The sequence below is a fragment of the Variovorax sp. 679 genome (genome assembly GCF_003952185.1).
Taxonomy (GTDB): Bacteria; Pseudomonadota; Gammaproteobacteria; order Burkholderiales; family Burkholderiaceae_C; genus Variovorax.
Genome location: NZ_RXFS01000001.1, coordinates 730,256 through 754,400, shown reverse-complemented (window position 1 = coordinate 754,400; position 24,145 = coordinate 730,256). Strand labels below are relative to the sequence as shown.

General features: G+C 68.0%; 30 protein-coding genes. 17 read left to right on the top strand and 13 right to left on the bottom strand.

Annotated elements, in window-relative coordinates; all coding sequences use genetic code 11:
- Positions 1-21: 21 nt before the first annotated feature.
- The 9 genes from aspS to EJO71_RS03530 all read left to right on the top strand — a co-directional run bounded on the left by aspS (position 22) and on the right by EJO71_RS03530 (position 7,103).
- Complete coding sequence (gene aspS, locus EJO71_RS03570) at positions 22-1,821, top strand: aspartate--tRNA ligase (protein ID WP_125946772.1); 1,800 nt, start codon at positions 22-24, stop codon at positions 1,819-1,821.
- 119 nt (positions 1,822-1,940) lie between these two features.
- Positions 1,941-2,417, top strand: coding sequence for a dihydroneopterin triphosphate diphosphatase (gene nudB / locus EJO71_RS03565; RefSeq protein ID WP_125946773.1), 477 nt, complete (start codon positions 1,941-1,943; stop codon positions 2,415-2,417).
- Entirely contained in the window at positions 2,414-3,181 is a 768-nt protein-coding gene (locus EJO71_RS03560) for an endonuclease/exonuclease/phosphatase family protein (RefSeq protein ID WP_125946774.1), read from the top strand. Before nudB ends, EJO71_RS03560 begins: the two co-directional genes overlap by 4 nt.
- 139 nt (positions 3,182-3,320) lie before the next feature.
- Entirely contained in the window at positions 3,321-4,052 is a 732-nt protein-coding gene (folE, locus tag EJO71_RS03555; RefSeq protein ID WP_125946775.1) for a GTP cyclohydrolase I, read from the top strand.
- A 3-nt stretch (positions 4,053-4,055) separates the two neighbouring features.
- Positions 4,056-4,478, top strand: a complete 423-nt coding sequence (locus tag EJO71_RS03550; RefSeq protein ID WP_125946776.1) for a BLUF domain-containing protein — start codon at positions 4,056-4,058, stop codon at positions 4,476-4,478.
- A 7-nt stretch (positions 4,479-4,485) separates the two neighbouring features.
- A complete protein-coding gene (locus EJO71_RS03545; RefSeq protein WP_125946777.1) occupies positions 4,486-5,367 on the top strand; it encodes a DMT family transporter in 882 nt (293 codons plus the stop codon).
- 4 nt (positions 5,368-5,371) lie between these two features.
- A complete protein-coding gene (locus EJO71_RS03540; protein ID WP_125946778.1) occupies positions 5,372-6,196 on the top strand; it encodes a DUF429 domain-containing protein in 825 nt (274 codons plus the stop codon).
- Between the two features lie 124 nt (positions 6,197-6,320).
- Complete coding sequence (locus tag EJO71_RS03535; RefSeq protein WP_125946779.1) at positions 6,321-6,518, top strand: CsbD family protein; 198 nt, start codon at positions 6,321-6,323, stop codon at positions 6,516-6,518.
- A gap of 78 nt (positions 6,519-6,596) precedes the next feature.
- Entirely contained in the window at positions 6,597-7,103 is a 507-nt protein-coding gene (locus EJO71_RS03530; RefSeq protein WP_125946780.1) for a BON domain-containing protein, read from the top strand.
- Positions 7,104-7,177: 74 nt separating this feature from the next.
- On the opposite strand, the gene EJO71_RS03525 is transcribed toward EJO71_RS03530, so the two are convergent.
- The 5 genes from EJO71_RS03525 to EJO71_RS03505 all read right to left on the bottom strand — a co-directional run bounded on the left by EJO71_RS03525 (position 7,178) and on the right by EJO71_RS03505 (position 10,211).
- The gene (locus EJO71_RS03525) at positions 7,178-7,678 is read right to left on the bottom strand and encodes a hypothetical protein (protein WP_125946781.1); all 501 of its coding nucleotides are present in this window, start codon (positions 7,676-7,678) and stop codon (positions 7,178-7,180) included.
- Complete coding sequence (locus EJO71_RS03520; protein WP_125946782.1) at positions 7,668-8,048, bottom strand: hypothetical protein; 381 nt, start codon at positions 8,046-8,048, stop codon at positions 7,668-7,670. Before EJO71_RS03520 ends, EJO71_RS03525 begins: the two co-directional genes overlap by 11 nt.
- A gap of 32 nt (positions 8,049-8,080) precedes the next feature.
- Positions 8,081-8,458 carry a hypothetical protein gene (locus EJO71_RS03515; protein ID WP_125946783.1) on the bottom strand — a complete coding sequence of 126 codons (378 nt, stop codon included), beginning with the start codon at positions 8,456-8,458 and terminating at the stop codon, positions 8,081-8,083.
- A gap of 54 nt (positions 8,459-8,512) precedes the next feature.
- The gene (locus tag EJO71_RS03510; RefSeq protein ID WP_093198217.1) at positions 8,513-8,677 is read right to left on the bottom strand and encodes a DUF1328 domain-containing protein; all 165 of its coding nucleotides are present in this window, start codon (positions 8,675-8,677) and stop codon (positions 8,513-8,515) included.
- Positions 8,678-8,885: 208 nt separating this feature from the next.
- Positions 8,886-10,211: a CHASE3 domain-containing protein gene (locus tag EJO71_RS03505; RefSeq protein ID WP_125946784.1), complete on the bottom strand. Its 1,326-nt coding sequence runs from the start codon at positions 10,209-10,211 to the stop codon at positions 8,886-8,888.
- Between the two features lie 130 nt (positions 10,212-10,341).
- Between EJO71_RS03505 and EJO71_RS03500 the strand changes: the two genes are divergently transcribed.
- Positions 10,342-10,974, top strand: coding sequence for a response regulator transcription factor (locus EJO71_RS03500; RefSeq protein WP_007837167.1), 633 nt, complete (start codon positions 10,342-10,344; stop codon positions 10,972-10,974).
- A 52-nt stretch (positions 10,975-11,026) separates the two neighbouring features.
- Here EJO71_RS03500 and EJO71_RS03495 read toward each other — a convergent pair whose 3' ends face one another.
- Positions 11,027-11,437, bottom strand: coding sequence for a response regulator (locus tag EJO71_RS03495; RefSeq protein WP_125946785.1), 411 nt, complete (start codon positions 11,435-11,437; stop codon positions 11,027-11,029).
- A gap of 250 nt (positions 11,438-11,687) precedes the next feature.
- Here EJO71_RS03495 and EJO71_RS03490 point away from each other — a divergent pair, with 250 nt between their 5' ends.
- Complete coding sequence (locus EJO71_RS03490; protein ID WP_125946786.1) at positions 11,688-13,724, top strand: AsmA family protein; 2,037 nt, start codon at positions 11,688-11,690, stop codon at positions 13,722-13,724.
- Here EJO71_RS03490 and moeB read toward each other — a convergent pair.
- The 3 genes from moeB to gpmA form a co-directional block, all read right to left on the bottom strand.
- Positions 13,721-14,491, bottom strand: a complete 771-nt coding sequence (gene moeB / locus EJO71_RS03485) for a molybdopterin-synthase adenylyltransferase MoeB (RefSeq protein ID WP_125946787.1) — start codon at positions 14,489-14,491, stop codon at positions 13,721-13,723. The two genes, EJO71_RS03490 and moeB, sit on opposite strands and share 4 nt — an antisense overlap.
- 12 nt (positions 14,492-14,503) lie before the next feature.
- Positions 14,504-15,946, bottom strand: coding sequence for a S41 family peptidase (locus EJO71_RS03480; RefSeq protein WP_125947399.1), 1,443 nt, complete (start codon positions 15,944-15,946; stop codon positions 14,504-14,506).
- Between the two features lie 125 nt (positions 15,947-16,071).
- Positions 16,072-16,815, bottom strand: coding sequence for a 2,3-diphosphoglycerate-dependent phosphoglycerate mutase (gpmA, locus tag EJO71_RS03475; RefSeq protein ID WP_125946788.1), 744 nt, complete (start codon positions 16,813-16,815; stop codon positions 16,072-16,074).
- Positions 16,816-16,896: 81 nt separating this feature from the next.
- Between gpmA and EJO71_RS03470 the strand changes: the two genes are divergently transcribed.
- The 6 genes from EJO71_RS03470 (at position 16,897) to nadA (ending at position 21,266) form a co-directional block, all read left to right on the top strand.
- Positions 16,897-17,304, top strand: a complete 408-nt coding sequence (locus EJO71_RS03470; RefSeq protein WP_164546741.1) for a rhodanese-like domain-containing protein — start codon at positions 16,897-16,899, stop codon at positions 17,302-17,304.
- Between the two features lie 20 nt (positions 17,305-17,324).
- Complete coding sequence (gene grxC / locus EJO71_RS03465) at positions 17,325-17,585, top strand: glutaredoxin 3 (protein WP_106937051.1); 261 nt, start codon at positions 17,325-17,327, stop codon at positions 17,583-17,585.
- Between the two features lie 118 nt (positions 17,586-17,703).
- Positions 17,704-18,168: a protein-export chaperone SecB gene (gene secB, locus EJO71_RS03460; RefSeq protein ID WP_125946789.1), complete on the top strand. Its 465-nt coding sequence runs from the start codon at positions 17,704-17,706 to the stop codon at positions 18,166-18,168.
- 33 nt (positions 18,169-18,201) lie between these two features.
- Positions 18,202-19,233, top strand: a complete 1,032-nt coding sequence (locus tag EJO71_RS03455) for an NAD(P)H-dependent glycerol-3-phosphate dehydrogenase (protein ID WP_125946790.1) — start codon at positions 18,202-18,204, stop codon at positions 19,231-19,233.
- A 25-nt stretch (positions 19,234-19,258) separates the two neighbouring features.
- On the top strand, positions 19,259-20,137 hold the full coding sequence (gene nadC / locus EJO71_RS03450) for a carboxylating nicotinate-nucleotide diphosphorylase (protein WP_125946791.1): 879 nt from the start codon (positions 19,259-19,261) through the stop codon (positions 20,135-20,137).
- A gap of 7 nt (positions 20,138-20,144) precedes the next feature.
- Entirely contained in the window at positions 20,145-21,266 is a 1,122-nt protein-coding gene (gene nadA, locus EJO71_RS03445; RefSeq protein ID WP_125946792.1) for a quinolinate synthase NadA, read from the top strand.
- Positions 21,267-21,288: 22 nt separating this feature from the next.
- Here the strand turns inward: nadA and EJO71_RS03440 are convergent, their stop codons facing one another.
- From EJO71_RS03440 to panB, 4 genes are read right to left on the bottom strand one after another with little or no spacing between them, the layout of a single operon-like run.
- On the bottom strand, positions 21,289-21,651 hold the full coding sequence (locus EJO71_RS03440; RefSeq protein WP_125946793.1) for a 6-carboxytetrahydropterin synthase: 363 nt from the start codon (positions 21,649-21,651) through the stop codon (positions 21,289-21,291).
- 37 nt (positions 21,652-21,688) lie between these two features.
- On the bottom strand, positions 21,689-22,327 hold the full coding sequence (gene queE / locus EJO71_RS03435) for a 7-carboxy-7-deazaguanine synthase (protein ID WP_125946794.1): 639 nt from the start codon (positions 22,325-22,327) through the stop codon (positions 21,689-21,691).
- Positions 22,324-23,163: a pantoate--beta-alanine ligase gene (panC, locus tag EJO71_RS03430; protein ID WP_125946795.1), complete on the bottom strand. Its 840-nt coding sequence runs from the start codon at positions 23,161-23,163 to the stop codon at positions 22,324-22,326. The genes queE and panC overlap by 4 nt, the downstream gene beginning before the upstream one ends.
- 14 nt (positions 23,164-23,177) lie before the next feature.
- Positions 23,178-24,080, bottom strand: a complete 903-nt coding sequence (gene panB / locus EJO71_RS03425; protein WP_171022493.1) for a 3-methyl-2-oxobutanoate hydroxymethyltransferase — start codon at positions 24,078-24,080, stop codon at positions 23,178-23,180.
- Positions 24,081-24,145 lie beyond the last annotated feature (65 nt).

Sequence of the window (24,145 nt, the reverse complement as noted above, 5' to 3'; positions counted from 1 at the left end):
GAGGCGCCGGAATGGATTCCTATGGCCATGCGTACTCACTATTGCGGTCTCGTGACCGAAGCCCTGCTGGGCCAGACCGTCACCCTTTGCGGCTGGGTCAACCGTCGCCGCGACCACGGCGGCGTGATCTTCATCGACGTGCGTGACCGCGAAGGCTACGTGCAGGTGGTGTGCGACCCCGACCGCGCCTCCACCTTCGCCGTGGCCGAGAACCTGCGCAACGAGTTCTGCGTGCAGATCACGGGCCTCGTGCGCGCACGTCCCGAAGGCACCACCAACGACCAGCTCAAGAGCGGCAAGATCGAAGTGCTGTGCCATGAACTGAAGGTGCTGAACCCCTCGGTCACGCCCCCGTTCCTGCTGGACGACGACAACCTGTCGGAAACCACCCGCCTCACGCACCGCGTGCTCGACCTGCGCCGCCCGGCCATGCAGCGCAACATGCTGCTGCGCTACAAGGTGACGATGGAAACGCGCAAGTTCCTCGACGCCAACGGATTCATCGACATCGAGACGCCGATGCTGGGCAAGTCCACGCCCGAAGGCGCGCGCGACTACCTCGTGCCCAGCCGCGTGCACGACGGCAGCTTCTTCGCGCTGCCGCAGTCGCCGCAGCTCTTCAAGCAGCTGCTGATGGTGGCCGGCTACGACCGCTACTACCAGATCGTGAAGTGCTTCCGCGACGAAGACCTGCGCGCCGACCGCCAGCCCGAATTCACGCAGATCGACATCGAGACCTCGTTCCTCGCCGAAGAGGAAATCCGCGAGATGTTCGAAGGCATGATCCGCAACGTGTTCCGCAACGCCGCTGGCATCGACCTGCCGGTGTTCCCGACCATGACGTACGCCGACGCGATGTTCAAGTACGGCTCGGACAAGCCCGACCTGCGCGTGAAGCTCGAATTCACCGAACTCACCGAGCTGATGAAGCGCGTCGAATTCAAGGTGTTCTCGAATGCCGCCACCATGACCGGCGGCCGCGTCGTCGCACTGCGCGTGCCCGGCGGCGGTGCCGAGGGCGGCCTGTCGCGCGGCGAGATCGACGCGTACCAGGAATTCGTCAAGATCTACGGCGCCAAGGGACTGGCCTACATCAAGGTCAACGACGCGCAAGCCGGCCGCGAAGGCCTGCAGAGCCCGATCGTGAAGAACCTCGACGACAACGCGCTGGCCGAGATCATCGCCCGCACGGGAGCCCGCAACGGCGACATCCTGTTCTTCGGCGCTGACAAGGAAAAGGTCGTCAACGACGCCATCGGCGCGCTGCGCGTGAAGATCGGCCACAGCGCCTTCGGCAAGAAGAGCGGCCTGTTCGACGACCGCTGGGCACCGCTGTGGGTGGTCGACTTCCCGATGTTCGAGTTCGACGAGGAAGGTCAGCGCTGGAGCGCCGTGCACCACCCGTTCACCGCGCCGAAGGACGGCCATGAAGACCTCATGGACACCGCGCCCGAAAAGTGCATCGCCAAGGCCTACGACATGGTGCTCAACGGCATCGAGATGGGTGGCGGCTCGGTGCGTATCCACCGCGAGGAGGTGCAGAGCAAGGTGTTCCGCGCGCTGAAGATCAGCGCGGAAGATGCGCAGCTCAAGTTCGGCTTCCTGCTGGACGCGCTGCAGTACGGCGCGCCGCCGCACGGCGGCATCGCCATCGGCCTGGACCGCCTCGTCATGCTGATGACCGGTGCCGAGTCGATCCGCGACGTGATCGCCTTCCCCAAGACCCAGCGCGCGCAAGACCTGCTGACGCAGGCCCCGAGCCCGGTCGACGAGAAGCAATTGCGCGAACTGCACATCAAGCTGCGCAACGCGCAAGCATGATGCTCGCCCCCAGGCTGCGCGCACTTCGTGTCGCTTCGCCAACCCCCTACCGGGGGCAACACCTGAGGCCCGGCAAAGCCGGTTCCTCGGTGTTCCGCGAAGAAGCCTGAGCGCCTCCGATGACGACCGACTCTCGGCCCTGGAAGATCCCGGAGTCGGTGCTGGTCGTGATCCACACGCCGGCGCTCGATGTGCTGCTGATCCGGCGCGCGGACGCCGAATCCGACTTCTGGCAATCGGTCACCGGCAGCAAGGATTCCGCCGACGAGCCGCTCGCGCTCACCGCCGCGCGCGAGGTGGCCGAGGAAACCGGCATTCATTGCGGTGAAGGCACGGCGCTGGCCTTGCAGCTTGTCGACTGGCAACTGCGCAACGTCTACGAGATCTACCCGCGCTGGCGCGCCCGCTACGCGTCCGGTGTCACGCACAACACCGAGCACCTGTTCGGCCTGCGCGTGCCTGAGCGCATCGTGCCCACGCTCGACCCGCGCGAGCACACCGACTGGCGCTGGCTGCCGTACCGCGAAGCCGCCGACGCCTGCTTTTCCCCATCGAATGCCGAAGCCATTCTGTTGCTGCCAGAATTTGCGCGATGAACCAGCCGGCAGCAGCAGCAGCGGTGCAGAACCTCCGCGTCGCGACCTACAACATCCACAAGGGTGTGCAGGGCATCGGACCCGCGCGGCGGCTCGAGATCCACAACCTCGGCCACGCCATCGAGCAACTCGATGCCGACATCGTCTGCCTGCAGGAAGTGCGCAAGATGAACCGGCAGGCGGCCGCCCGTTTCGCGCGCTGGCCCGAGCTGCCGCAGGCCGACTTCCTCGCGCCCGAGGGCTACACCGCCGTCTACGAGACCAATGCCGTCACACGCCACGGCGAGCACGGCAATGCGCTGCTCACGCGCTGGCCGGTGCTGGGCACCAACCACCAGGACATTTCCGACCACCGTTTCGAGCAGCGCGGGCTGCTGCACGTGATGATCGACGTGGAGGGCCGGCGGGTGCACGCCATCGTGGTGCACCTGGGGCTCATCAAGGGCAGCCGGGTGCGGCAGATCGCACGGCTGCGCGAGTTCATCGACCGCGAGGTGCCGCCCGGCGAGGCCGTGGTGGTGGCGGGCGACTTCAACGACTGGGGCGCGCGCATGCGCTACGCCATGAACGCCATGGGCCTGCGCGACACCAGCGACCTGCGCGGTCCGCGCACGCTCACGTATCCCTCGCGCCTGCCGGTGACTCAGCTCGATTTCGTCTACGGACGCGGGCTGGCGCCGCAGGCCTGCGTGGTGCCGCGCGGTCCGATCTGGGCCCGCATGTCCGACCATCTACCGCTGGTGGCCGATTTCACGCTGATCTGAGCTCGCCCCCAGGCTTCGCGCACTGCGTGTCGCTTCGCCCACCCCCTACCGGGGGCAACACCTGCGGCCCGGCAAAGCCGGTTCCGCGGTGTTTCCCCTCTGGAGGTGCTGAAAAAGCGTTCACTGATACCATGCACGGATGTTGAGGAAAACCGACGTCGACCCGCGCCCCGATCGAAACGACGATGACGAGGGCACGCCCGTCTCCGTGAAGATCCGCGAGCGCATCACCGCCGCGCGCAAGCGCTTCAACGCCAACGACAACATCGCCGAGTTCATCCAGCCCGGCGAGCTGGAGACCTTGCTCGACGAGGTCGAGGTCAAGATGAAGGGCGTGCTCGAAAGCCTGGTCATCGACGTCGAGAACGACCACAACACCGACAACACCGCGCGCCGCGTCGCCAAGATGTATCTCAACGAGGTGTTCAAGGGCCGCTACGTGGCGCCGCCTTCGCTCACCGAGTTTCCCAACGCCGAGCACCTGAACGAGCTGATGATCGTCGGCCCGATCACCGTGCGCAGCGCCTGTTCGCACCACTTCTGCCCGATCATCGGCAAGCTCTGGATCGGCGTGATGCCCAACGAGCACACCAACGTGATCGGCCTGTCGAAGTACGCGCGCCTGGCCGAGTGGGTCATGGGCCGTCCGCAGATCCAGGAAGAAGCCGTGGTGCAGCTGGCCGACCTGATCCAGGAAAAGACGCAGCCCGACGGCCTTGCCCTCGTCATGGAGGCCGAGCACTTCTGCATGGCCTGGCGCGGCGTGAAGGAAATGGACAGCAAGATGATCAATTCCGTGATGCGCGGCGTGTTCCTGAAAGACCCGAGCCTGCGCCGCGAATTCCTGTCCCTGCTGCCAAGAAAGGGCTGAGCCATGCTGGTCCGACTCCTCTACGCCAGCCGCGCCGTCGACACCAGCCCCGAGGCCGTCGAGGCGATCCTCGCGCAATCGCGCACGCACAACACGACCTGCGGCATCACCGGCATCCTCTGCTACGGCGCCGGCACCTTCTTGCAGGCCATCGAGGGCGGCCGCATGGCGGTCAGCGAACTCTACGGCCATATCCAGCGCGATGCGCGCCACAAGGACGTGGTGCTGCTGCACTACGAAGAGATTTCCGAGCGCCGCTTCGGCGGCTGGACGATGGGGCAGGTCAACCTGTCGAAGCTCAACGCCTCGACGCTGCTGAAGTATTCCGAGAAGCCCGAGCTCAATCCGTACGCGGTGTCGGGCAAGGTCTCGCTGGCGCTGCTCGAGGAACTGATGGCCACGGCTGCCATCGTCGGCCGCCACTGACCGCGGGGTGCCGCTCTCCGCATTCGCACTGATCCTGCTCGCCGGGATCATCCACGCCAGCTGGAACATCGCCGCCAAGAAGGCGAACGGCGACGCGCGCTTCAGCTTCCAGGCGAGCGTGTTCAACATGGTCATCTGGGCCCCGCTGGGCATCGTGCTGGGCTGGAACGTGGTGCCGGGCTGGGGCCGGGCCGAGTGGGGCTTCGTCGTGCTCAGCGGCGCACTGCATGTCGTCTACTTCATCGTGCTGCTGCGCGGCTACCGCAAGTCGGACCTGACGGTGGTCTATCCGCTGGCGCGCGGCTCCGGGCCGCTGCTGTCGTCGCTGGTGGCGGTACTGTTCCTCGGCGAGAAGATCAGCCTCGTGGGCGTGGCCGGCATCGTGGGCGTGGTGGCCGGCGTGTTCCTGATCGCCGGCGGTCCGCGCCTGTGGCAGAAGGCGCACGACCCCGCGCAGCGCGCGCGCGTGCACAAGGGCATGCGCTACGGCGTGCTGACCGGCGCCTTCATCGCGGCCTACACGGTGGCCGACAGCTACGCGGTCAAGTTCCTCGCGATGTCGCCGATCCTGCTCGACTACATGGGCAACCTCGTGCGGATCGTCCTGCTGCTGCCCGCCGCGCTGCAGGACCGCGCGACCACCGTGCGCATGTGGCGCGACCAGTGGAAGTACGCGCTGCTTGTGGCGGCGATCAGCCCCGTGTCGTACGTGCTGGTGCTCTACGCGGTGCAGCAGGCACCCATCTCCCATGTAGCTCCGGCGCGCGAGGTGTCGATGCTGTTCGCCGCGCTGATCGGCGGCCACCTGCTGCGCGAAGGTGACCGGCTGCTGAGGCTGCTTGGAGCGATGTTCATCGCCGCCGGCGTGGTGGCGCTCGCGATGGGCTGAGGCCGTGCTGTTGTTCGGCTGCGACTTCTCCAGTGCGCCGACGGCACGCAAGCCGATCGTGATTGCCGCTGGCGAATTGGCCGGCACCGACCGCTTAGTGCTGGGCAGCCTGCAGCGCTTTTCGACGCTCGACGACTGGGGCGATTGGCTGCGCGCCACGCCGGCCTGGACCGGCGGCTTCGACTTTCCATTCAGCCTGCCGCGCGAACTCGTCGAGCACCTGCGATGGCCGCGGCAATGGGAGCCGTTGATCGCCCACTACGCCAGCCTGGGCCGCGCGGAAATCCGCGAGACCTTCGCCGCCTTCTGTGCGGCGCGCCCGGCCGGTGGCAAGTTCGCGCACCGTGCCACCGACGGGCCCGCGGGCTCCAGCCCCTCGATGAAGTGGGTCAACCCGCCGGTGGCCTACATGCTCCATGCCGGCGTGCCGCGCCTGCTGGCGGCCGGCGCGCGTATTCCGGGCCTGCATGCCGGCCGCAGTGCCGATCGCGTCGCGCTGGAGGCCTATCCGGGCCTGCTGGCGCGCGAGTTGATCGGCCGGCGCAGCTACAAGAGCGACGACCTGCAGAAGCAGACCCCCGAGCGCCGCGCCGCGCGCGCCGACCTGCTGGCCGCGCTCGAAGCCGGATCGCCCCGCCTCGGGTTGAGGCTCGTCCTCGCCAAGTCGCAGCGGGCGGAACTGGTGGCCGATGCCCGAGGGGACGACATCGACGCGGTGCTGTGCCTGCTGCAGGCCGCCTGGGGCCAGCAGCGCGCCGGCAGCCCGGGGCCCGGCCATGGCTTGCCGGAAAACCTCGATCCGCTTGAAGGATGGATCGTCAGCGCCTGAGCCTCGTTGTCCTACACCGCTTCGGGATTCCGTCGGCATTCGCCCCCGCTGACCGGCGCCTAGATTGAGGGCAGTGGGTCATTCCGGCCCACGCATCTCATCACTCCCCCAGGAAGGAAGCGACATGAACAAGGACCAAGTGGCAGGCCGCGTCGAGGAAGCCAAGGGCAAGCTGAAGGAAGTCGCCGGCAAGGTCGTCGGCAACGAGAAGCTCGAAGGCGAGGGCCTTGCAGACCAGGCCGCGGGCAAGGTGCAGAAGACCTACGGCGACCTCAAGGAAAAGGCCAAGGACGCGATCAAGTCGGGCGCCGACAAGTTGTGAGCTGACGAGGCCATGGGGCGCTCCCGTGGCCCGTTCCGGCTTGCCCTTTTCATTTCCGTGAGCGACAGGAGGATTTACATGAACAGAGCGAATCGACACATCGCCCAGCCGCCCTCGCGGCATTCGCGCGCGTGGCTCGCCGTGCTCGTGGCCGGCGCGGCATTGACGCTGGCCGCCTGCGACAAGGCCGACAACCGCAGCGCCGGAGAAAAGCTCGACAGCGCGGTGGCGAAGACCGAACAGGCCGCCGACACTGCGGCGGCAAAGACGGGTGAAGCCGTCAAGGACGCCAAGGCGAAGCTCGAGTCGTCCAGCACTGTTTCCGATGTCAAGGAAGCCGCCAAGGACGCCGGCGCCGCCGTGAGCGCGACGGTGAGCGACGCAGCCATCACGGCTTCCGTGGCGGCGGGCCTGGCCAAGGACCCGGACCTGAGTGCGATCAAGATCGACGTCGACACCAAGGGCGGCGCGGTGAGCCTGAAGGGCCCGGCGCCCACGGCCGCCGCCAAGGCGCGCGCCGAGGAGATCGCCAAGGGCGTGCAGGGCGTGACCTCGGTGGACAACCAGCTCGAAGTGAAGGGCTGACCCTGATCGGCCCGGAGCTTCGCTTCGCCCATGAAAAAGCCCGGCTCGAGCCGGGCTTTTTCATGGGGGTCTTTTCATGGAGGCGGAGGAGGCCTTCGCATCAGCGTGTTGATGAGGTCCGCCACGTCGGATGTCTTCAGCACCGCCGCCACCACCGCCGTGGCGGACAGCAGGCGCCAGGGCTTCACAAGCACAAGCACCGCGCCGGTGGCTGCGGCGGCCGCCATCAGCTTGGCCGGTTCCTTGTGCGCGTAGTGTTCGAGCACCGGGCGCGCCAGCTGGCCGACCGCATGCGCGGGATGCCTGCGCCACCAGCGCTCCACCACGCTGCGGCCCACCGCGAGCCACATGTTCTCGTCGCGTCGTCTTTTCCTTGGTGAGTGGCCATGGCGCGGGTCATCCGGCGTCGCGGCGGCTTGCGAGGCTTCGCTGCCGTACGCGTATTCCAGATCGTTCTGCCCGTCGCCTTCGGCCGGCGCGCCCGCGTCATCGTTCAACTGCCGCACCAGTGCGCGGCGCGAGAGCGCCAGCCGCTGCTGCGGGGTGAGCGGTGAAGGACGGCGTTCAGCGGCCATGGTGCGCTCCGGCCTCGCGCAGGGCCTGCAGGTCGGCATCGAGCTGCGAGCGCAGGTCGTCGAAGGCGTAGCCCGGAGCGGGACGGGCCGCGTACCAGGCGAAGATGAGCGCAATCACCACTGCGACGGCTGGCACGGCCACCAGCACCCAGTGAAAGCTGCCTTGCATCACGCCCAGCAGCACGGCAACGCCGATCAGCCCGAGGGCCAGCGTGGCGCTGGCCACCGCCAGCAGGGCCGCGACGAGGCGGGCGACAAGGCCGCGCCCCGCCTGAGCGGATTCCTGGCGGACGAGGGCGGCGTAGTTGGCGAGGTGTTCGGCGACGAGTTCCGGATGCCCGAGTACCGTGGCGAAAATCGGATGGAGCATGGTGCCGGGATCGATCGGCGACGGCCCCGGGATCAGTAGTCGTCCCGGCTGCGGCGGCTTGCCAGCACGATGAGCGCCGTGATGGCGGCACCGGCGGCCGCGGCCAGCAGCACCGAGCGCACCGGCTGGTCGGAGATGTAGCGGCCGGTGACGTCGGCGGCCTGCTCGATGCGGCGCTGCGCGCGCGCCCCGGTGGTGGACGCGGCGTCCAGGCCGCGCTGAACGGCTTGCTGCACGCGGGCTGCCAGTTGCTCGACGGCCGGTTCGGAATCGCGCTGCAGGTCGCGGACCTTTTCGCCCGCCGCATTCACCGCGTTCTGTGCATAGGCGCGGGTCGTCTCGACCGCTTCGCGGGCGGTCTGGCGCGCGTCTTCGGCGAGTTGCGAGGGGGTCTTGGTCGTCGTGTTCATGTGAAGGTCCTTTCCGGAAAAATGAAATGCGCAAGCCTGTTGATCGTAACGACGCTACTTGCGTCGTAGCAAGCCGGCAAGGAAGCTCGCGATCGCGAGGATCACGAAGATCACGAAAAGGATCTTGGCGATGCCTACCGCGCTGGCGGCGATGCCGCCGAACCCGAACAGGGCCGCGATCAGGGCGATGACCAGAAACACCACGGCGTAATGCAGCATGTGGAACTCCTTCGAGGCTTGCCTCGCTGTCTTGAAGAACATCGGAACGGCGCATCCGGCAACCCCGAAGGGCAACAGCCGGATGGCACAGGAGCAACCTTAAGCGGGGGCCGGCGCCAGACCTGTCAGCGGCCGGGGTTGGGGTGCGTAGGAGATGGCCGAGTCGCCCGGCGGCGGTGTGTGCGGAAGTGCCGCCTTCGCAGGGGAATCAGGCCGCAGCAGGCTTGACGACCGGGAGCATGGCGCTCAGCCGCGTGCCCTTGCCCGGCGCCGACGAGACCGTGAGCCTGCCGCGCGCCGCCTCCACCCGGTGCCGCATGCCCGCGAGGCCGTGGGTCGACGGCCGCATGCGCTGCGTGTCGAAGCCCTTGCCGTTGTCCGCGACTTCCACCACCACGTGGTTCTCGTAGTTCTTCAGCACGATGGTGGCTTCGCTGGCCTCGGCGTACTTGCCGATGTTGGTGAGGCTTTCCTGCACCATGCGGTAGATGGTGAGCTGGCGCGATTCGTCCATGCTCACCGGCTCCAGCACCATTTCCACCCGAAGGCCCGAGCGCTCCCCGAACTCGCGTCCCAGGATCTCCAGCGACGCGACCAGCCCCAGGTTGGCCAGCGACGACGGCCTGAGGTCTTCGATGATCCGGCGCTTGAGCGCGATGCCGCTGTTGAGCAGCTCGGTCAGGTGCTGCAGCCGCTGGATCGCGTCGGGTGTGTCGGCCAGGCGCGACTTGAGCCGTGCCACGTCGAGCTTGGCGGCGGTGAGCAGCGAACCCAGCTCGTCGTGCAGCTCGCGCGCGAGAAAGCCGCGCTCGGTCTCGCGCACGTCCTGCAGGTGGGTGGCCAGTTCGGCCAGCGAGGCGGTGCGCTCGCGCACCTCGTCTTCCAGCGCGTTGCGCTCGCGTTGCAGCGCCTCCTGCTGGCGCTCGCCGATGGAGCGCAGCGCGTGCGTCTGGCGCAGGTAGAGGAAGAAGGCGAGCAGCGCGGCCAGCGCCACGACGGCGGTGCCGACGCGCGCCAGCTGCAGCGAGCGCAGCACCTGCGCCTGGCTCAGGCTCAGGGTGCTGTTGCTGATCTTCACCAGCTCGCCCGCCGTCGCGCGGATGGCCTCCATCTCTTCCTGGCCCACGTCGGTCGTGATGACGAACTTCCAGGCGTCGTCCTTGCCGTCCTGGCGCAGGCGCACGCTCATGTCCATTTCGGCGACCTTGCGCAGCACGTGCTTCGACAGTTCGGCCAGCTGGGTGAGCTCGGTCGGGCGGCCGGCATACAACCGGCGCAGCGTGGCGAGGTGGCCGTCGACATGCTTGACCGCGTCGTCGTAGGGTTTTCTATAGCTCGCCTCGCCGGTCAGCAGGTAGCCCCTCTGGCCGGTTTCGGCATCCAGCATGTTCTGCAGTATCTGGTTGAGCGTGCCCCGCACCTGCTGCGCCTCGTCGATGTCGGCAAGGGCGCGGGTGGACTGCCGGTAGCCGGCCTCGTTGATGCCGACGAGGGCCAGCGCGGCCAGGGCCGCAAGCAGCAGGCTCACGGCCATTCTTGGAGGGGCTAACCAGTGCATGACACTTTCAGGGTTGCTTGGACGCAAGTTCGTGAATAATTGATAACAATCAGGGACCAGGCAGGTTGCGACGCCCGCGTACGCAACACATCGACGAAAGTAACAGATGATCAAAATCGGAATTGTGGACGACCACGCCATCGTGCGATCGGGCCTCCGGCAGTTCTTCTCCGAGCACGTGGACCTGCGCGTGGCGGGCGAGGCAGCCAGCGGCCGCGAAGCCATCGAACTGGTGCGCACCACGGAGCTGGATGTGCTGGTCATGGACCTTTCGATGCCCGGGCAAAGCGGTATCGATGCGCTCGCCATGATCCGCGCCAAGGCGCCGGACGTGGGCATCCTGATCCTGAGCGGCTACCCCGAAGAGCACTACGCGATGAACCTGATCCGCCAGGGCGCGAGCGGCTACCTCAACAAGGAATGCGATCCCATCGAGATCGTCAACGCCATCCGCACCATCTCGCTGGGCCGCCGCTACATCACGCCCGCTGTGGCCGAACTGCTGGCCCGCCAGCTCGACCGCAAGGACGACGCCGCGCCGCACGAGCAGCTCTCGGAGCGCGAGTTCCAGGTGTTCCTGAAGCTCGCCAAGGGCGAGACCGCCGGCGACATCGCCAAGACGCTGTCGCTTTCCGTGAAGACCGTGAGCACCTACCGCACGCGCCTGATGGAGAAGATGAATCTCTCCTCCAACAGCGACCTCACGTACTACGCGCTGAAGAACAAGCTGATCGACTGAAGCCGGCCGGCTGGCGGGGAAGGGGCCCGATGCGGCCCCTCCTTCTTTTGGCTCAGCCCGCACCGGGCGCGGAGCGCGAGGCCCGGTCGCGTGCCTGGACCAGGCAGAACTCGACCAGCGCGTCGATCTCGTTCGACTTGTCGAATACCGCGTCGACTCCGAACTCCGCGCAGCGCCTCCGGATGTCGGGCGTGGCGTAGTTGCTGAGCACCACCACCTTCTGCACCGGCTTGCGGGCCTGGCAGGCCTGGAGCACGCCCAGGCCGCTGCCCTGCTTGAGGAAGAGATCGACGATGACGAGATCCCACTCGCCGTCGTGGCCGAGCAGCCATGCGCGTGCACCGCTTTCGGTTTCGGCGAAGCCGACGACGGTGGAGCAGGTGAGTTCTTCCAGCGTGCCAATGAGGTTTTCACGGATCGTGAGGTTGTCTTCGACAACATAGGTCTGCAATCTGGAGTCCATGCCGAACCGCTCTTCCTCCGAGGTTGGGCAGGCGCATTCGCAGCGCGCCCGTTGGCAGGAAATGCCTGTAGACGAACTGTGAGGCGTTTCCGTTGCGCATCATGCAAGCTTCGGCGTGTGGCTGTTGTAGGCGGGTTCCGACGCATGCATCCGCCAAGCCGCCTGCGAAGCGTTTCGTAGGCAATGCCTCACGGTTTCTGCGGCCCGCCGCCGACCGGGGCAAGCCCATTACCGGAGTTACAAGGAACCCATGGAAAAGAACGAGACGACGAACGACATCCCGCGCCGCCGGCCGCTCTGGCAGAAGCTGCTGGCCGGCGTCGTGCTGCTGTTCGTCGCATTGGCCGTCGGGCTCGCCTTCTTCCCGTGGGACGTGCTGCGCGAGCCCGTCAACCGCTACGTCAGCGAGAAGACCGGGCGCAAGTTCGAGATCACGAGGCGGCTCGACGTGGGGCTCGGGTGGCGGCAGGCCACCGTCAGCTTCGACGGCCTCGAGTTCGCCAACCCCTCGTGGGCGCGCGACCCCTACCTGGTCAAGGCGGACCGTGCCGAGTTCGACATCCGCATCTGGCCGCTGGTCTCCGGCAAGGTCGACATCCCGCGGCTCGCGCTCTTCTCGCCCTCGGTGGGGCTGCAGATGGAAGCCGACGGCCGCCGCACCTGGGCGCTCGGCAAGGACACCTCCGAGGGCGGCACCGTGCCCACCATCGGCCTCGTGCAGGTCGACACCGGCGCGGTCGATTTCCTCGCCAAGCACCTGGGCGTCGATCTGCACGCCGACCTGAGCTACGACAGCAGCCGCGGCGAGATGCCGCTGAGCTACCGCATCAAGGGCCGCTACAAGGGGCAGCCGCTGACAGCCAGCGGGCGCACCGGCAACGTGCTGCAGATCGGCGCCACCGGCGCGTCGCCCTTTCCGCTGGAGATCAGCGCGGCCGCCGGCCAGACCCAGCTGAAGGCGACCGGCACCGTGGCGCGGCTGGCGGGGCTCGACGGCATCGACGCGAAGTTCGAGATCAAGGGCCAGACGCTGGGCGCCCTGTTCCCGCTGCTGGGCATCGCGCTGCCGCAGACCTCGCCCTACATCGTGAGCGGCAAGCTGGACAAGCGCGGCAAGCTGTGGGAGGCCACCGGCCTCAAGGGCAGGCTGGGCCTGTCCGACATCGCCGGCGACATGCGCTTCGACCAGGCCGGCAAGCTGCCGCACCTGGCGGGCGACCTGCGCTCGCGCGTGATGGACATGGACGACCTGGGCCCGCTCATCGGCCTGCCGCCCACGGCGCGCACCGCCGCCACCGTGGAGGGCGTGGCGCCGCCGCCCACTGTCGCCCAGGTCAAGCGCCCCGGCGGCAAGGTGCTGCCTGCCGTGCCGCTCGACTTCGAGCGCCTGCGCGCCATGAACGCCGACGTGAAATACACGGCGGACCGCATCCGCAACGTGCGCGAGGTGCCGCTCGAACGCGGCAGCGTCCAGGTGAAGCTGGCCGAGGGCGTGCTCACGCTCGACCCGCTCGAGCTGGGCGTTGCCGGCGGCAGGCTGGGCGGCGCGATCCGCATCGACGGCTCGAAGAAACCGGCGGACATCCGCGCCTCGCTCGACGCGCGGGGAATGCAGCTGGCCCGCCTGTTCCCGAAGCTCGAAACCACGGGCAACAGCGTGGGGCGGCTGGACGGGCGCATCAATCTCTCGGGCTCGGGCAGCACCGTGGCCAACTGGCTCGGGGGCGTGTCGGGCGACGTGGCGGTCATTTCGGGGCGCGGCCAGTTCGGCAACCTGATTCCGGTGTTCGCCACGCTGGTGGGCGGCGACATCATCAAGTTCATGCTGCGCGGCGACCGCAACGTCGAACTGCGCTGCGCGGCGCTGGCCTTCGACGTGAACAAGGGGCTGATGACGGGGCGCACGCTGGTGGTGGACACCACCAACGCCGTCTTCATTGCCACCGGCCAGGCCAACCTGGCGACCGAGGGGCTGGACTTCGTGGTCCGTCCGGAGCCCAAGAGCAAGAGCATCCTGTCGATCCGCACGCCGCTCGTGGTGAGCGGCACTTTCGCCGATCCGAAGGGCGGCCTCGAGATCGCGCCCCTTGCCGGGCGCGGGCTGGCCGCGCTGGCGCTGGGCGCCATCAATCCGCTGCTGGCGCTGGCGGCGACCATCGAGACCGGTCCGGGGGAGGATTCAAACTGCAAGGGCGTGCTGGCACAGGCCAACAAGCCCACTGCGGGAGCTGCGGCCAGCGGCGCCGCCCGTGCAAAAGCCGCGAAGCAGCCTTCCCAGCCTTCCTAGAGGGCCGAGGCAGGAGCCGCGCGCTGCGCGCAGACGCTGCAGTGCGGGTCGCGTGCGACCCGCAGCGTGTCGAAGGAGGTGCTGCGTCCGTCGAACATCAGCAGCCTGCCTGCCAGCGACGGGCCGATGCCGGCCAGCAGCTTCAGCGCCTCGCTGGCCTGCAGCGTGCCGATGGTGCCCACCACGGGACCGAACACGCCCAGCACCGCGCAGCGCGTTTCCTCGAAGTCCGCATCGGGCGGGAACAGGCAGGCGTAGCAGGGCGAGGCGTCGTCGCGGGTGTCGTAGACGCTCAGCTGGCCGTCGAAGCGGATCGCCGCGCCCGCCACCAGCGGCTTCGCATGGGCGACGCAGGCGCGGTTGACGGCCTGCCGGGTGGCGAAGTTGTCGCAGCAATCGACCACGACGTCGGCCTGCGCGACCAGGCGCGACAGCAGCGCCTCGTCGGCGCGCAGCGCGTGGGTTTCGATGGCGATGTCGGGGTTGATGTCGCGCATGGCCTGCGCGGCGGATTCGACCTTGGGCAGGCCGACGCGCCCGTGGGTGTGGGCGACCTGGCGCTGGAGGTTGGTGAGGTCGACTTCGTCGTCGTCGACCAGCGTGATGCGGCCGACGCCCGCTGCCGCGAGGTACAGGGCCACCGGCGAGCCCAGCCCGCCGGCGCCTATGACGAGAACCCGTCCGGCACTGACGCGGGCTTGGCCGTCGATGCCGAACTCTTCGAGAAGGATGTGGCGCGAATAGCGCAGCAGCTCGCTATCTTCCATGCGCCACCGGGCTCAGTTTTCCTTCTTCTCTTCCTTGTTGTCGACGATGACCTGCGTCTTGCTGACAAGCACCGGCTGACCCTTCAGGCGGTTGAGCGCCTGAACGAGCGGGAAGTCCTTGTCGGTGCCGAACTCGGGCACCTTGCGGTCCTGCGGCGGCTTCTTGGCTTCTTCCTCGAGGCGCTTGCGGGCTTCGTCGCGTGCCTTTTCGCGTTCCGGATCCTTGACTTCGGGACCCTGGCCGCTGGCCAGGTGCTTCTCGAGGTCGGCCTCGCGCATGCGCAGGGCGGCGAAGGGGCTGCCCTCGGCGCTCTCGTCGACCAGCACGTTGGGCACGATGCCCTTGGCCTGGATCGAGGTGCCGCTTGGCGTGTAGTAGCGCGCGGTGGTGATCTTCAGGCCCGTATCGGGGCCGAGCGGGCGCACCGTCTGCACCGAGCCCTTGCCGAAGGTCTGGCTGCCCATGATGGTGGCGCGCTTGTGGTCCTGCAGCGCGCCGGCGACGATTTCGCTGGCCGAGGCCGAGCCTTCGTTCACCAGCACCACCAGCGGCACGGTCTTGAGCGCGGCCGGCAGGCTGCGCAGCGGGTCGCTGCCCGAACGGCGCTGGTAGAACTCCGGCGCCGCCTTGTAGACCGACTTGCTTTCGGCCAGCTGGCCGTCGGTGGTGACCACCGTGACGTTCTCGGGCAGGAAGGCAGACGACACCGCCACCGCCGCGTCGAGCAGGCCGCCCGGGTCGTTGCGCAGGTCGAGCACCAGGCCCTTGAGGTTCGGGTCTTCCTTGTACAGCTCGTCGATCTTCTTGACGAAGTCGTCGACGGTGCGTTCCTGGAACTGGGACAGGCGGATCCAGCCGTAGCCCGGCTCCATCATCTTGCCGCGGACCGATTGCGTGCGGATTTCCTCGCGCGTGATCGTCACGGGGAAGGTGCGGCTCTCGTCCTTGCGGAAGATGGTCAGCAGCACCTTGGTGTTGGCTTCGCCGCGCATGCGCTTGACCGCCTCGTTCAGCGACAGGCCGCGCACGGCGGTGTCGTCGATCTTGGTGATCAGGTCATTGGGCTTCAGGCCGGCGCGGAATGCCGGGGAGCCCTCGATGGGCGAGACGACCTTGATCAGGCCGTCTTCCTGGGAAATCTCGATGCCCACGCCGACGAAGCGGCCGGTGGTGCCTTCCCTGAATTCCTTGAAGGACTTCTTGTCGAAGTACTGGGAATGCGGATCGAGCCCGGCAACCATGCCCGAAATGGCGTCGGAGATGAGCTTCTTCTCGTCGACCGGCTCGACGTAGTCGCTCTTGACCATGCCGAAGACGGCGGCGAGTTGCTGCAGTTCCTCGAGTGGCAGCGGCGCGAGCGAGCCGCGCGCGACTGTCTGCAGCGAGACGGTGGTCAGGACGCCTGCAACGGCGCCGGCGGCGACCCAGCCTGTGATCTTCAATTTCTGGCCCATCATGAGTGGTTGTCCTTGTCGGCGGCTGTCAGTCCAATATACACAGCTTGGAAGCAATTTGTTTGCCGGGGTTCCACGGGTGGAGTGCCGGACGGGGGCTTTGAAGCGGTCTTTACCGGCCTTTTTCAGCCCTTGCCCTGCGACGCCACCGCGGCGGCGGCCTGTTCGGCTGCCGCGGCATCGCCGAGGTAGTAGTGGCGCAGGGGCTTGAGGTCGTCGTCGAGCTCGTAGACCAGCGGAATGCCGTTCGGGATGTTCAGACCGACGATGGCGTCGTCCGAGATGCCGTCGAGGTACTTCACCAGCGCCCGGATCGAGTTGCCGTGGGCCGCCACCACCAGGCGGCGCCCGGTGCGGATGGCCGGCGCCATCGATTCGTTCCAGAAGGGCAGCACGCGCGCGACCGTGTCCTTCAGGCACTCGGTCAGCGGGATCTGCTCGGGCGACAGCTTGGCGTAGCGCACGTCGCCGCGCTCGCTGCGCGGGTCGTCGGCTTCCAGCGGCGGGGGCGGGGTGCCGTAGCTGCGGCGCCAGACCAGCACCTGCTCGTCACCGTATTTCTTGGCGGTTTCGGCCTTGTTCAGGCCCTGCAGGCCGCCGTAGTGGCGCTCGTTCAGGCGCCAGGAATGCACCACCGGCAGCCAGGTGCGGTCGAGTTCGTCGAGCGTGTGCCACAGGGTGCGGGTGGCGCGCTTGAGCACGCTCGTGTAGGCGACGTCGAAGTCGTAGCCTTCGGCCTTGAGCAGCCGGCCGGCCTGCTTTGCCTGTTCCACGCCGGTTTCGGTCAGGTCGACGTCGGTCCATCCGGTGAAGCGGTTTTCGAGATTCCAGGTGGATTCGCCGTGACGGATCAATACCAGTTTGTGCATGTGGGAGGCCTTTGGCTGCGCTTGCGAAACCTCGCATTCTAAAATCCCCGGTTTGCCATTCAAGGAACCCCCGTGAAATTGATCGAATTCGTCACCGCGAACTGGATGCTGATCCTGATCGCGCTCAGCTCGGGTGCCATGCTGGCCTGGCCGCTGGTGCGGGGGGCGGGCGGCGGAACGCTCACGGCGCAGGGTGCCGTGCAGCTCATCAACCGCGAGCGCGCGGTGCTGGTCGACGTGCGCGAACCGGAAGAATTCGCCACCGGCCACATGATCGGCGCCAAGAACGTCCCCCTGAACCAGCTCGAGGAAAAGCTCGCTGGCGCGGTCAAGAACAAGAACGTGCCGCTGCTGCTGGTGTGCGCCACCGGCGCCCGCGCCCAGCGCGCCGTGGCCATGGCCAAGAAGCTGGGCTACGAGCAGGCCCAAGCGGTGGCCGGCGGGCTCAAGGCCTGGAAAGACGCTAACCTGCCGGTTGAAAAAGCCTGAGGCCCCCTGAGATAGAGCGTATGCAAGCAGTCAAGATGTACACCACCGCCGTTTGCCCTTACTGCACGCGTGCGAAACAGATCCTGAAGTCCAAGGGCGTCGAGCAGATCGAAGAAATCCGCATCGACACCGACCCCCAGGCCCGCAACACCATGATGGAAATCACCCAGCGCCGCACGGTGCCGCAGATCTTCATCGGCGACACCCACGTGGGCGGCTGCGACGACCTGATGGCACTCGACAGCCGCGGCGGCCTCGTCCCGCTGCTGCAGGGCGCCTGAAACACATCGCGCCCGGAACCGTCTTGTGACCGGGCGATAATCTTCAGCTCATCCATCTGCAGCCCGCTGCGGGAACCTCTCCCCGGCGGGCATTGTTTTGATCCTCGAAAGTTCAGCCATGGCCGACCAGCAAGCCCAAGATCCCGTGTTCCAGATCCAGCGCGTCTACCTCAAGGATCTGTCGCTCGAACAACCCAACTCGCCCGCGATCCTGCTGGAGCAGGAACAGCCTACCGTCGACATCCAGCTCGGCGTGGACGCCCAGCCCGTGGCCGAAGGCATCTTCGAGATCACCGTGTCGGCCACCGTGCAGACCAAGATCGGTGACAAGACCGTGTTCCTGGTCGAAGCCAAGCAGGCCGGCATCTTCGAGATCCGCCACCTGCCGGAAGAGCAGATGGGCGCCATCCTCGGCATCGCCTGCCCCCAGATCGTCTACCCGTACCTGCGCGGCAACGTGGCCGACGTAATCCAGCGCGGCGGCTTCCCGCCCGTGCACCTCGCCGAAATCAACTTCCAGGCGATGTACGAGCAGCAGCAGGCGCAAGCCGCCGGCCAGGCCGCGCCCTCGCTGGCACAGTAAGACGGCCCAACGCCGTAGCAGCCGCCAACGCCGATGAAGATCTGCGTTCATGGCGCCGGTGCCTGGGGCACGGCAGTCGCCGTCAACGCGGCGGCCCGCCACGAGGTCACGCTCTGGGCGCGCGACGCCGCCCAGGCCGACGCCATGTCGGCCGCGCGCGAAAACACCCGCTACCTGCCCGGGCTGGCCCTGCCGGCCTCGCTGGCCGTGCGCGCGGGCGACATCGCCCAGGCACAGGCCGGTGCCGACCTGGTCATCGTGGCCACCCCCATGGCCGCCCTGCGCGAACAACTCGTCGCACTGCGTGGCACGACCGCGGCGGTGGCGTGGCTGTGCAAGGGCGTCGAGCCTGCGCTCGATGCATCCTCACCCGTATCCTTCGGCCTGCTGGCCCACGAAATCTGGGCCCAGGTTGCTCCTGATTTGAGAGCGGGCGTGCTCAGCGGCCCGAGCTTCGCGCAGGAAGTCGCCGAAGGGCGGCCGACCGCGCTGGTGGCCGCCAGCCCGCACGCCGCCGTGCGCGACATGCTGGTCGACGCCTTCCACGGCCCTGCGCTGCGCGTCTACGCCAACGAGGACATCGTCGGCGTGGAAGTGGGCGGCGCGGTCAAGAACGTGCTGGCCATCGCCACCGGACTGTGCGACGGCCTCGCGCTCGGGCTCAACGCCCGCGCGGCGCTCATTACCCGCGGCCTCGCCGAAATGACGCGTTTCGGCCTTGCACTCGGCGCCCGCGCCGAGACCTTCATGGGCCTTTCGGGCCTGGGCGATCTGGTGCTGACCTCCACCGGCGACCTGTCGCGCAACCGCAAGGTCGGCCTGCTGCTGGCGCAGGGCCGCACGCTGGCACAGGCCGTCGATTCGCTGGGCCACGTCGCCGAGGGCGTCTACTGCGCCCGCACCGTGGTGCAGCGCGCTCGTGGCCTCGGCCTCGAGATGCCGATCGCCGAAGGCGTGGTCGCCCTGCTCGATGGCCGTGTGAGCCCGCAGGACGCCGTGACGGCCCTCGTCGGCCGCGACCCTGTGCCGGAAACGGTGCAGGCGTTCCCCCGTCAATCCCCCTGAGAAAAACGCAGAGACAAAGAGAGCCATGAGCCTTCGCTTTGATTTTTCAGCGTCGGCCGTGGCCGCGCTGGCCTTGTCCGATGCCACCCGCGCATTGCAGGAAGACGTCGCCGACGGCGACCTCACCGCGTCGCTGGTCGATCCGGCCCGCACCGCCCGCGCCCGCGTGCTGGCGCGCGAAGCCGCCGTCGTTTGCGGCGCCCCCTGGGTCGAGGCCACGCTGCGGCAGCTCGATCCGCAGGTGCGCATCCACTGGCTGTGCGCCGAAGGCGAGCGCTGCGCGGCCGACCAGACCGTGCTCGAGATCGAAGGCTCCGCCCGCGCGCTGCTGACCGCCGAGCGCACCTCGCTCAACTTCCTGCAGCTGCTGAGCGCGGTCGCCACCAAGACCGCCCTCTACGCCGACGCCGTGCGCGGCACGCGCGCGCGCATCGTCGACACCCGCAAGACCATTCCCGGCCTGCGCCTCGCGCAGAAGTACGCCGTGCGCACCGGCGGCGGCCTGAACCACCGCATCGGCCTGTACGACGCGGTGCTCATCAAGGAAAACCACATCGCCGCGGCCGGCGGCGTGGCCGCGGCCCTGCGTGCAGTGGCGCCCGTGGCTTCGCAAGCCGAATTCGTCGAGGTCGAGGTCGAGACGCTGGCCCAGCTGCGCGAGGCGCTGGAAGCCGGCGCACGCATGGTGCTGCTCGACAACATGGACCTGCCCACGCTGCGCGAGGCCGTGCGCATCAACGACGAGGCCGGCGAAGACCGCAAGGCCGTGCTGGAGATATCCGGCGGCGTCACACTGGAAGGCCTGCGCGCCCTGGCCGAAACCGGTGTAGACCGCATCTCGGTGGGTGCGCTGACCAAGGATGTGAAAGCCATCGACTACTCGATGCGTTTCCAGGAAGGCTGATCCGCCCATGTCGTCTCCGGTCATCGACGTCGACTACGAACAGCCCGCCGAAACGAAGGCGGGCGCCGTCTGCGACACCCGCCACGCCTGGGCGCGCGTGCCGCCCGAGCCTTCGCCCCACGAGCGCGTCGCGCTGAAGGAGCGCATCCGCCGCCTGCTGCGCGACCGCAATGCGGTGATGGTGTCGCACTTCTACGTGCACCCCGACCTGCAGGACCTCGCCGAGGAAACCGGCGGCATCGTGAGCGATTCGCTCGAAATGGCGCGCTTCGGCCGCGACCATGCCGCGCAGACGCTGGTGGTGTCGGGCGTGCGCTTCATGGGCGAGACCTCGAAGATCCTGTCGCCCGAGAAGCGCGTGCTGATGCCCGACCTGGACGCGAACTGCTCGCTCGACCTGGGCTGCCCGGTCGACCAGTTCAGCGCCTTCTGCGACCAGCACCCCGACCGCACCGTGGTCGTCTACGCCAACACCAGCGCGGCCGTGAAGGCGCGCGCCGACTGGCTCGTCACCTCCAGCTGCGCGCTCGACGTGGTGAACGCGCTGCATGCGGCGGGGCAGAAGATCCTCTGGGGCCCCGACCGCCACCTGGGCGACTACATCCAGCGCCAGACCGGCGCGGACATGGTCAGCTGGAACGGCGCGTGCATCGTGCACGACGAGTTCAAGGCGCTGGAGCTCGAACTGCTCATGAAGGAGCACCCGAAAGCCAAGGTGCTGGTGCATCCGGAGTCGCCCTCGGACGTGATCGCGCTGGCGGATGCGGTGGGCTCCACCTCGGCCATCCTGAACGCGGCGCAGCGCATGGACGCCAGCGAATTCATCGTCGCCACCGACAGCGGCATGCTGCACAAGCTGCGCACGCTGAACCCCGGCAAGGTTTTCATCGAGGCGCCCACGGCCGGCAACGGCGGCACCTGCAAGAGCTGCGCGCATTGCCCATGGATGGCGATGAACGGGCTGGTGGAGCTGGCCAACGCGCTGGAGACGGGCGCCGGAGAGATCCACGTCGATCCGGCATTGGGGCTGCGGGCACGGGTGCCGATCGACCGGATGCTGGCATTCACGGCAGGGCTGAAGAACGGGCAGGCGCCCGGCAGCCTGGTCGCCGGCATCGGCGCGGCCTGAGCGGGCGCCGGGCGGGCGGCGGCTAGAAGTCGACCGTGCAGCTGTCGCCCAGCGCCTCGCGCCAGACCTTCACGCGCGCCAGCGAGGGCCGCAGGTCGGGCAGCGCATCGGCGATGAACACGCACAGGTTCTCCAGCGTCGGCGGATGCAGTCCCGCCACGTCGTCCAGCAGGTGGTGGTCGAGCTGCTCGCGCACGTCTTCCAGGCGGCGGCGCAGCAGGCCCAGGTCGATCACCATGCCCGTTACGGGATTGCGCTCGCCCGCGAGCCACACTTCCGCGTGATAGGTGTGGCCGTGGATACGGCGGCTGCCTTCGACTTCGATCTCGCGCTTCAGCGTGTGGGCGGCGTCGAAGAAAAAGCGTTGGCTGATGGTGAATCGCATCGTCAAAAAGAAACTCAGAGGGAAAAGGGCCGCTTTCTCAGCGGATGCCGGTGATCTTGTGCGTCTGCACGCTGAGGCGCCATGCGGGCTGCTTCATGCATTCGGCAATGCAAAGCTCGGTGTTCGCGACGCGGTCGGGCCCGTCCATCGGCTGCAGGAAACGGTGAGTGAATTCGCCGGTGCGTGCCATCGTGTCAAGGTCGAACTCGCCCTGCGGCCACACCAGCTTCAGCTCCTGTCCGCGCTGCTGCACCCAGGGCGCGCCGGCCTTGGGGCTGATGCACAGCCAGTCGATGCCCTCGGGCGCCTCGACCGTGCCGTTGCTCTCGACCGCGATGCGGAAACGGCGCGCATGCAGCGCGTCGACCAGGGCCGCATCGACCTGCAGCAGCGGCTCGCCGCCGGTCAGCACCACCAGCCGGTGGTCGGCATCGGTGGCGGGCCATTGCGCGGCGATGGTGTCGGCGAGCTGGTCGGCGGTCTTGAACTTGCCGCCCAGCGTGCCGTCGGTGCCGACGAAATCGGTGTCGCAGAAACGGCAGACGGCGGAGGCGCGGTCTTCCTCGCGGCCCGTCCAGAGGTTGCAGCCTGCGAAGCGGCAGAACACGGCCGGCATGCCGGCCTGGCCGCCTTCGCCCTGCAGCGTGTAGAAGATTTCCTTGACGCTGTAGGTCATGGGGCCGGCGTCTCGATTTCGAGGTTGTCGATCAGCCTCGTGGTGCCCAGGCGCGCGGCGGCCAGCGCCACCAGAGCGTCGCCCGCGGCCGGCGCCTGCAGGTCGGAGCGGCGGCGCAGCACGAGGTAGTCGGGCTTCCAGCCGCGTTCGGCCAACGCCTGCATGGCCCGCGCCTCGATGGCCGACAGGTCGCGCTCGCCCGAGCGCACCGCCTCGGCCATCGCCTTCAGCGCCTTCGACAGCTGTACGGCCTCGGCGCGCTCGCTCTCGCTCAGGTAGCCGTTGCGCGACGACAGTGCGAGGCCGTCGTCGGCGCGGAAGGTCTCGCCGCCGACGATCTCGATGGGTAGCGCGAACTGCCGGACCATGTGCCGGATCATCATCAGCTGCTGGTAGTCCTTCTTGCCGAACACCGCCACGCGCGGCTGCACGCACTGGAAGAGCTTCATCACCACCGTGCACACGCCGATGAAGAAGCCGGGGCGAAAGTGCCCTTCGAGGATGTCGGCCAGCGCCGGGTCGGGGTGCACCTTGCAGGTCTGGGGCTCGGGGTAGAGGGCCTTCTCGTCGGGCGCGAACAGCACGTCGCAGCCGGCGGCGCGCAGCTTCTCGCAGTCGCTGTCCCAGGTGCGCGGATAGGTGTCGAAGTCTTCGTGCGGCAGGAACTGCAGGCGGTTCACGAAGATGCTGGCCACGGTCACGTCGCCCAGCGGCCTGGCCTGCTTCACGAGGGCCAGGTGGCCTTCGTGCAGGTTGCCCATGGTCGGGACGAAGGCGGGGCGCTTGAAGTCGGCGAGGTGGCTGCGCAGGTCGTCGATGGTGTGTGCGATGTGCATAAGGGTTTCCTTCCTTACCAGGCGTGGAGTCGGTCGTCGGGGAAGCTGCCGTCCTTGACGGCCTGAACGTAGGCCTTGAGCGCGGGCAGCACGCCCGGCGCGTCGGCCATGAAGTTGCGCACGAACTTCGGCATCTTTCCGAGGTTGATGCCCAGCATGTCGTGCAGCACGAGCACCTGTCCGGCGGTGGCCTTGCCGGCACCGATGCCGATGGTGGCGCAGTGCTTCAGCTCGGCTGTGAGCTCAGCGGCCAGCGCGGCCGGCACCATTTCGAGCACCAGCATCGCGGCGCCCGCGTCCTGCAGCGCGTGGGCCTGCTGCTTCAGCAGCGCGCCGGCGGTGTCGCCCTTGCCCTGCACGCGGTAGCCGCCCAGCGCGTGCACCGTCTGCGGCGTCAGCCCGAGGTGGGCGCACACCGGAATGCCGCGCTCGACCAGGAAGCGCACGGTCTCGGTGGTCCAGCCGCCGCCTTCGAGCTTGACCATGTGCGCGCCGGCCTGCATCAGCACCGTGGCGCTGCGCAGCGCCTGTTCGCGCGATTCCTGGTAGCTGCCGAAGGGCAGGTCGGCAATGAGCCAGGCCGTGCCCTGCACGCGGCGCAGGCCGCGCGAGACGCTGTCGGTGTGATAGCGCATGGTGTCCAGGCTCACGCCCACCGTGCTGTTCAGGCCCTGGCAGACCATGCCGAGCGAATCGCCGACGAGCAGGCAGTCGACGCCGGCCGCGTCGGCCATGGCCGCGAAGGTGGCGTCGTAGGCCGTCAGCATCGCGATCTTCTCGCCGCGCGCATGCATGTCGGCCAGGCGCGGCAGGCTCACGGGCTTGCGCGACGCGGGCGGGGAGGCCGGAGGCAGGGTGCCGTAGGGCGAGGCCGGCGGTGCTTCCGTCATGGCGGTGGTGGGCGTGGGGTTCGACATGGTTGGGTTTCTCCCTGCGGGCGTCGGTGGCCGGGCATCCTTGAGTGAAGAAAACGAAGCGGGTA

Bases quoted from the DNA above. Each gene is read 5' to 3' on its own strand.
- EJO71_RS03455 (WP_125946790.1), top strand. From the start codon at position 18,202: ATGAAGATCTGCGTTCATGGCGCCGGTGCCTGGGGCACGGCAGTCGCC.
- EJO71_RS03480 (WP_125947399.1), bottom strand. From the start codon at position 15,946: ATGGGCCAGAAATTGAAGATCACAGGCTGGGTCGCCGCCGGCGCCGTT.
- secB (WP_125946789.1), top strand. From the start codon at position 17,704: ATGGCCGACCAGCAAGCCCAAGATCCCGTGTTCCAGATCCAGCGCGTC.
- EJO71_RS03550 (WP_125946776.1), top strand. From the start codon at position 4,056: ATGCTGGTCCGACTCCTCTACGCCAGCCGCGCCGTCGACACCAGCCCC.
- EJO71_RS03515 (WP_125946783.1), bottom strand. From the start codon at position 8,458: ATGAACACGACGACCAAGACCCCCTCGCAACTCGCCGAAGACGCGCGC.
- EJO71_RS03505 (WP_125946784.1), bottom strand. From the start codon at position 10,211: ATGGCCGTGAGCCTGCTGCTTGCGGCCCTGGCCGCGCTGGCCCTCGTC.
- EJO71_RS03440 (WP_125946793.1), bottom strand. From the start codon at position 21,651: ATGCGATTCACCATCAGCCAACGCTTTTTCTTCGACGCCGCCCACACG.
- EJO71_RS03490 (WP_125946786.1), top strand. From the start codon at position 11,688: ATGGAAAAGAACGAGACGACGAACGACATCCCGCGCCGCCGGCCGCTC.
- EJO71_RS03535 (WP_125946779.1), top strand. From the start codon at position 6,321: ATGAACAAGGACCAAGTGGCAGGCCGCGTCGAGGAAGCCAAGGGCAAG.
- EJO71_RS03500 (WP_007837167.1), top strand. From the start codon at position 10,342: ATGATCAAAATCGGAATTGTGGACGACCACGCCATCGTGCGATCGGGC.
- EJO71_RS03525 (WP_125946781.1), bottom strand. From the start codon at position 7,678: ATGGCCGCTGAACGCCGTCCTTCACCGCTCACCCCGCAGCAGCGGCTG.
- EJO71_RS03530 (WP_125946780.1), top strand. From the start codon at position 6,597: ATGAACAGAGCGAATCGACACATCGCCCAGCCGCCCTCGCGGCATTCG.
- panC (WP_125946795.1), bottom strand. From the start codon at position 23,163: ATGCACATCGCACACACCATCGACGACCTGCGCAGCCACCTCGCCGAC.
- EJO71_RS03495 (WP_125946785.1), bottom strand. From the start codon at position 11,437: ATGGACTCCAGATTGCAGACCTATGTTGTCGAAGACAACCTCACGATC.
- gpmA (WP_125946788.1), bottom strand. From the start codon at position 16,815: ATGCACAAACTGGTATTGATCCGTCACGGCGAATCCACCTGGAATCTC.
- nadA (WP_125946792.1), top strand. From the start codon at position 20,145: ATGTCGTCTCCGGTCATCGACGTCGACTACGAACAGCCCGCCGAAACG.
- folE (WP_125946775.1), top strand. From the start codon at position 3,321: ATGTTGAGGAAAACCGACGTCGACCCGCGCCCCGATCGAAACGACGAT.
- EJO71_RS03560 (WP_125946774.1), top strand. From the start codon at position 2,414: ATGAACCAGCCGGCAGCAGCAGCAGCGGTGCAGAACCTCCGCGTCGCG.
- queE (WP_125946794.1), bottom strand. From the start codon at position 22,327: ATGACCTACAGCGTCAAGGAAATCTTCTACACGCTGCAGGGCGAAGGC.
- aspS (WP_125946772.1), top strand. From the start codon at position 22: ATGGCCATGCGTACTCACTATTGCGGTCTCGTGACCGAAGCCCTGCTG.
- nadC (WP_125946791.1), top strand. From the start codon at position 19,259: ATGAGCCTTCGCTTTGATTTTTCAGCGTCGGCCGTGGCCGCGCTGGCC.
- EJO71_RS03520 (WP_125946782.1), bottom strand. From the start codon at position 8,048: ATGCTCCATCCGATTTTCGCCACGGTACTCGGGCATCCGGAACTCGTC.
- EJO71_RS03510 (WP_093198217.1), bottom strand. From the start codon at position 8,677: ATGCTGCATTACGCCGTGGTGTTTCTGGTCATCGCCCTGATCGCGGCC.
- grxC (WP_106937051.1), top strand. From the start codon at position 17,325: ATGCAAGCAGTCAAGATGTACACCACCGCCGTTTGCCCTTACTGCACG.
- nudB (WP_125946773.1), top strand. From the start codon at position 1,941: ATGACGACCGACTCTCGGCCCTGGAAGATCCCGGAGTCGGTGCTGGTC.
- panB (WP_171022493.1), bottom strand. From the start codon at position 24,080: ATGTCGAACCCCACGCCCACCACCGCCATGACGGAAGCACCGCCGGCC.
- moeB (WP_125946787.1), bottom strand. From the start codon at position 14,491: ATGGAAGATAGCGAGCTGCTGCGCTATTCGCGCCACATCCTTCTCGAA.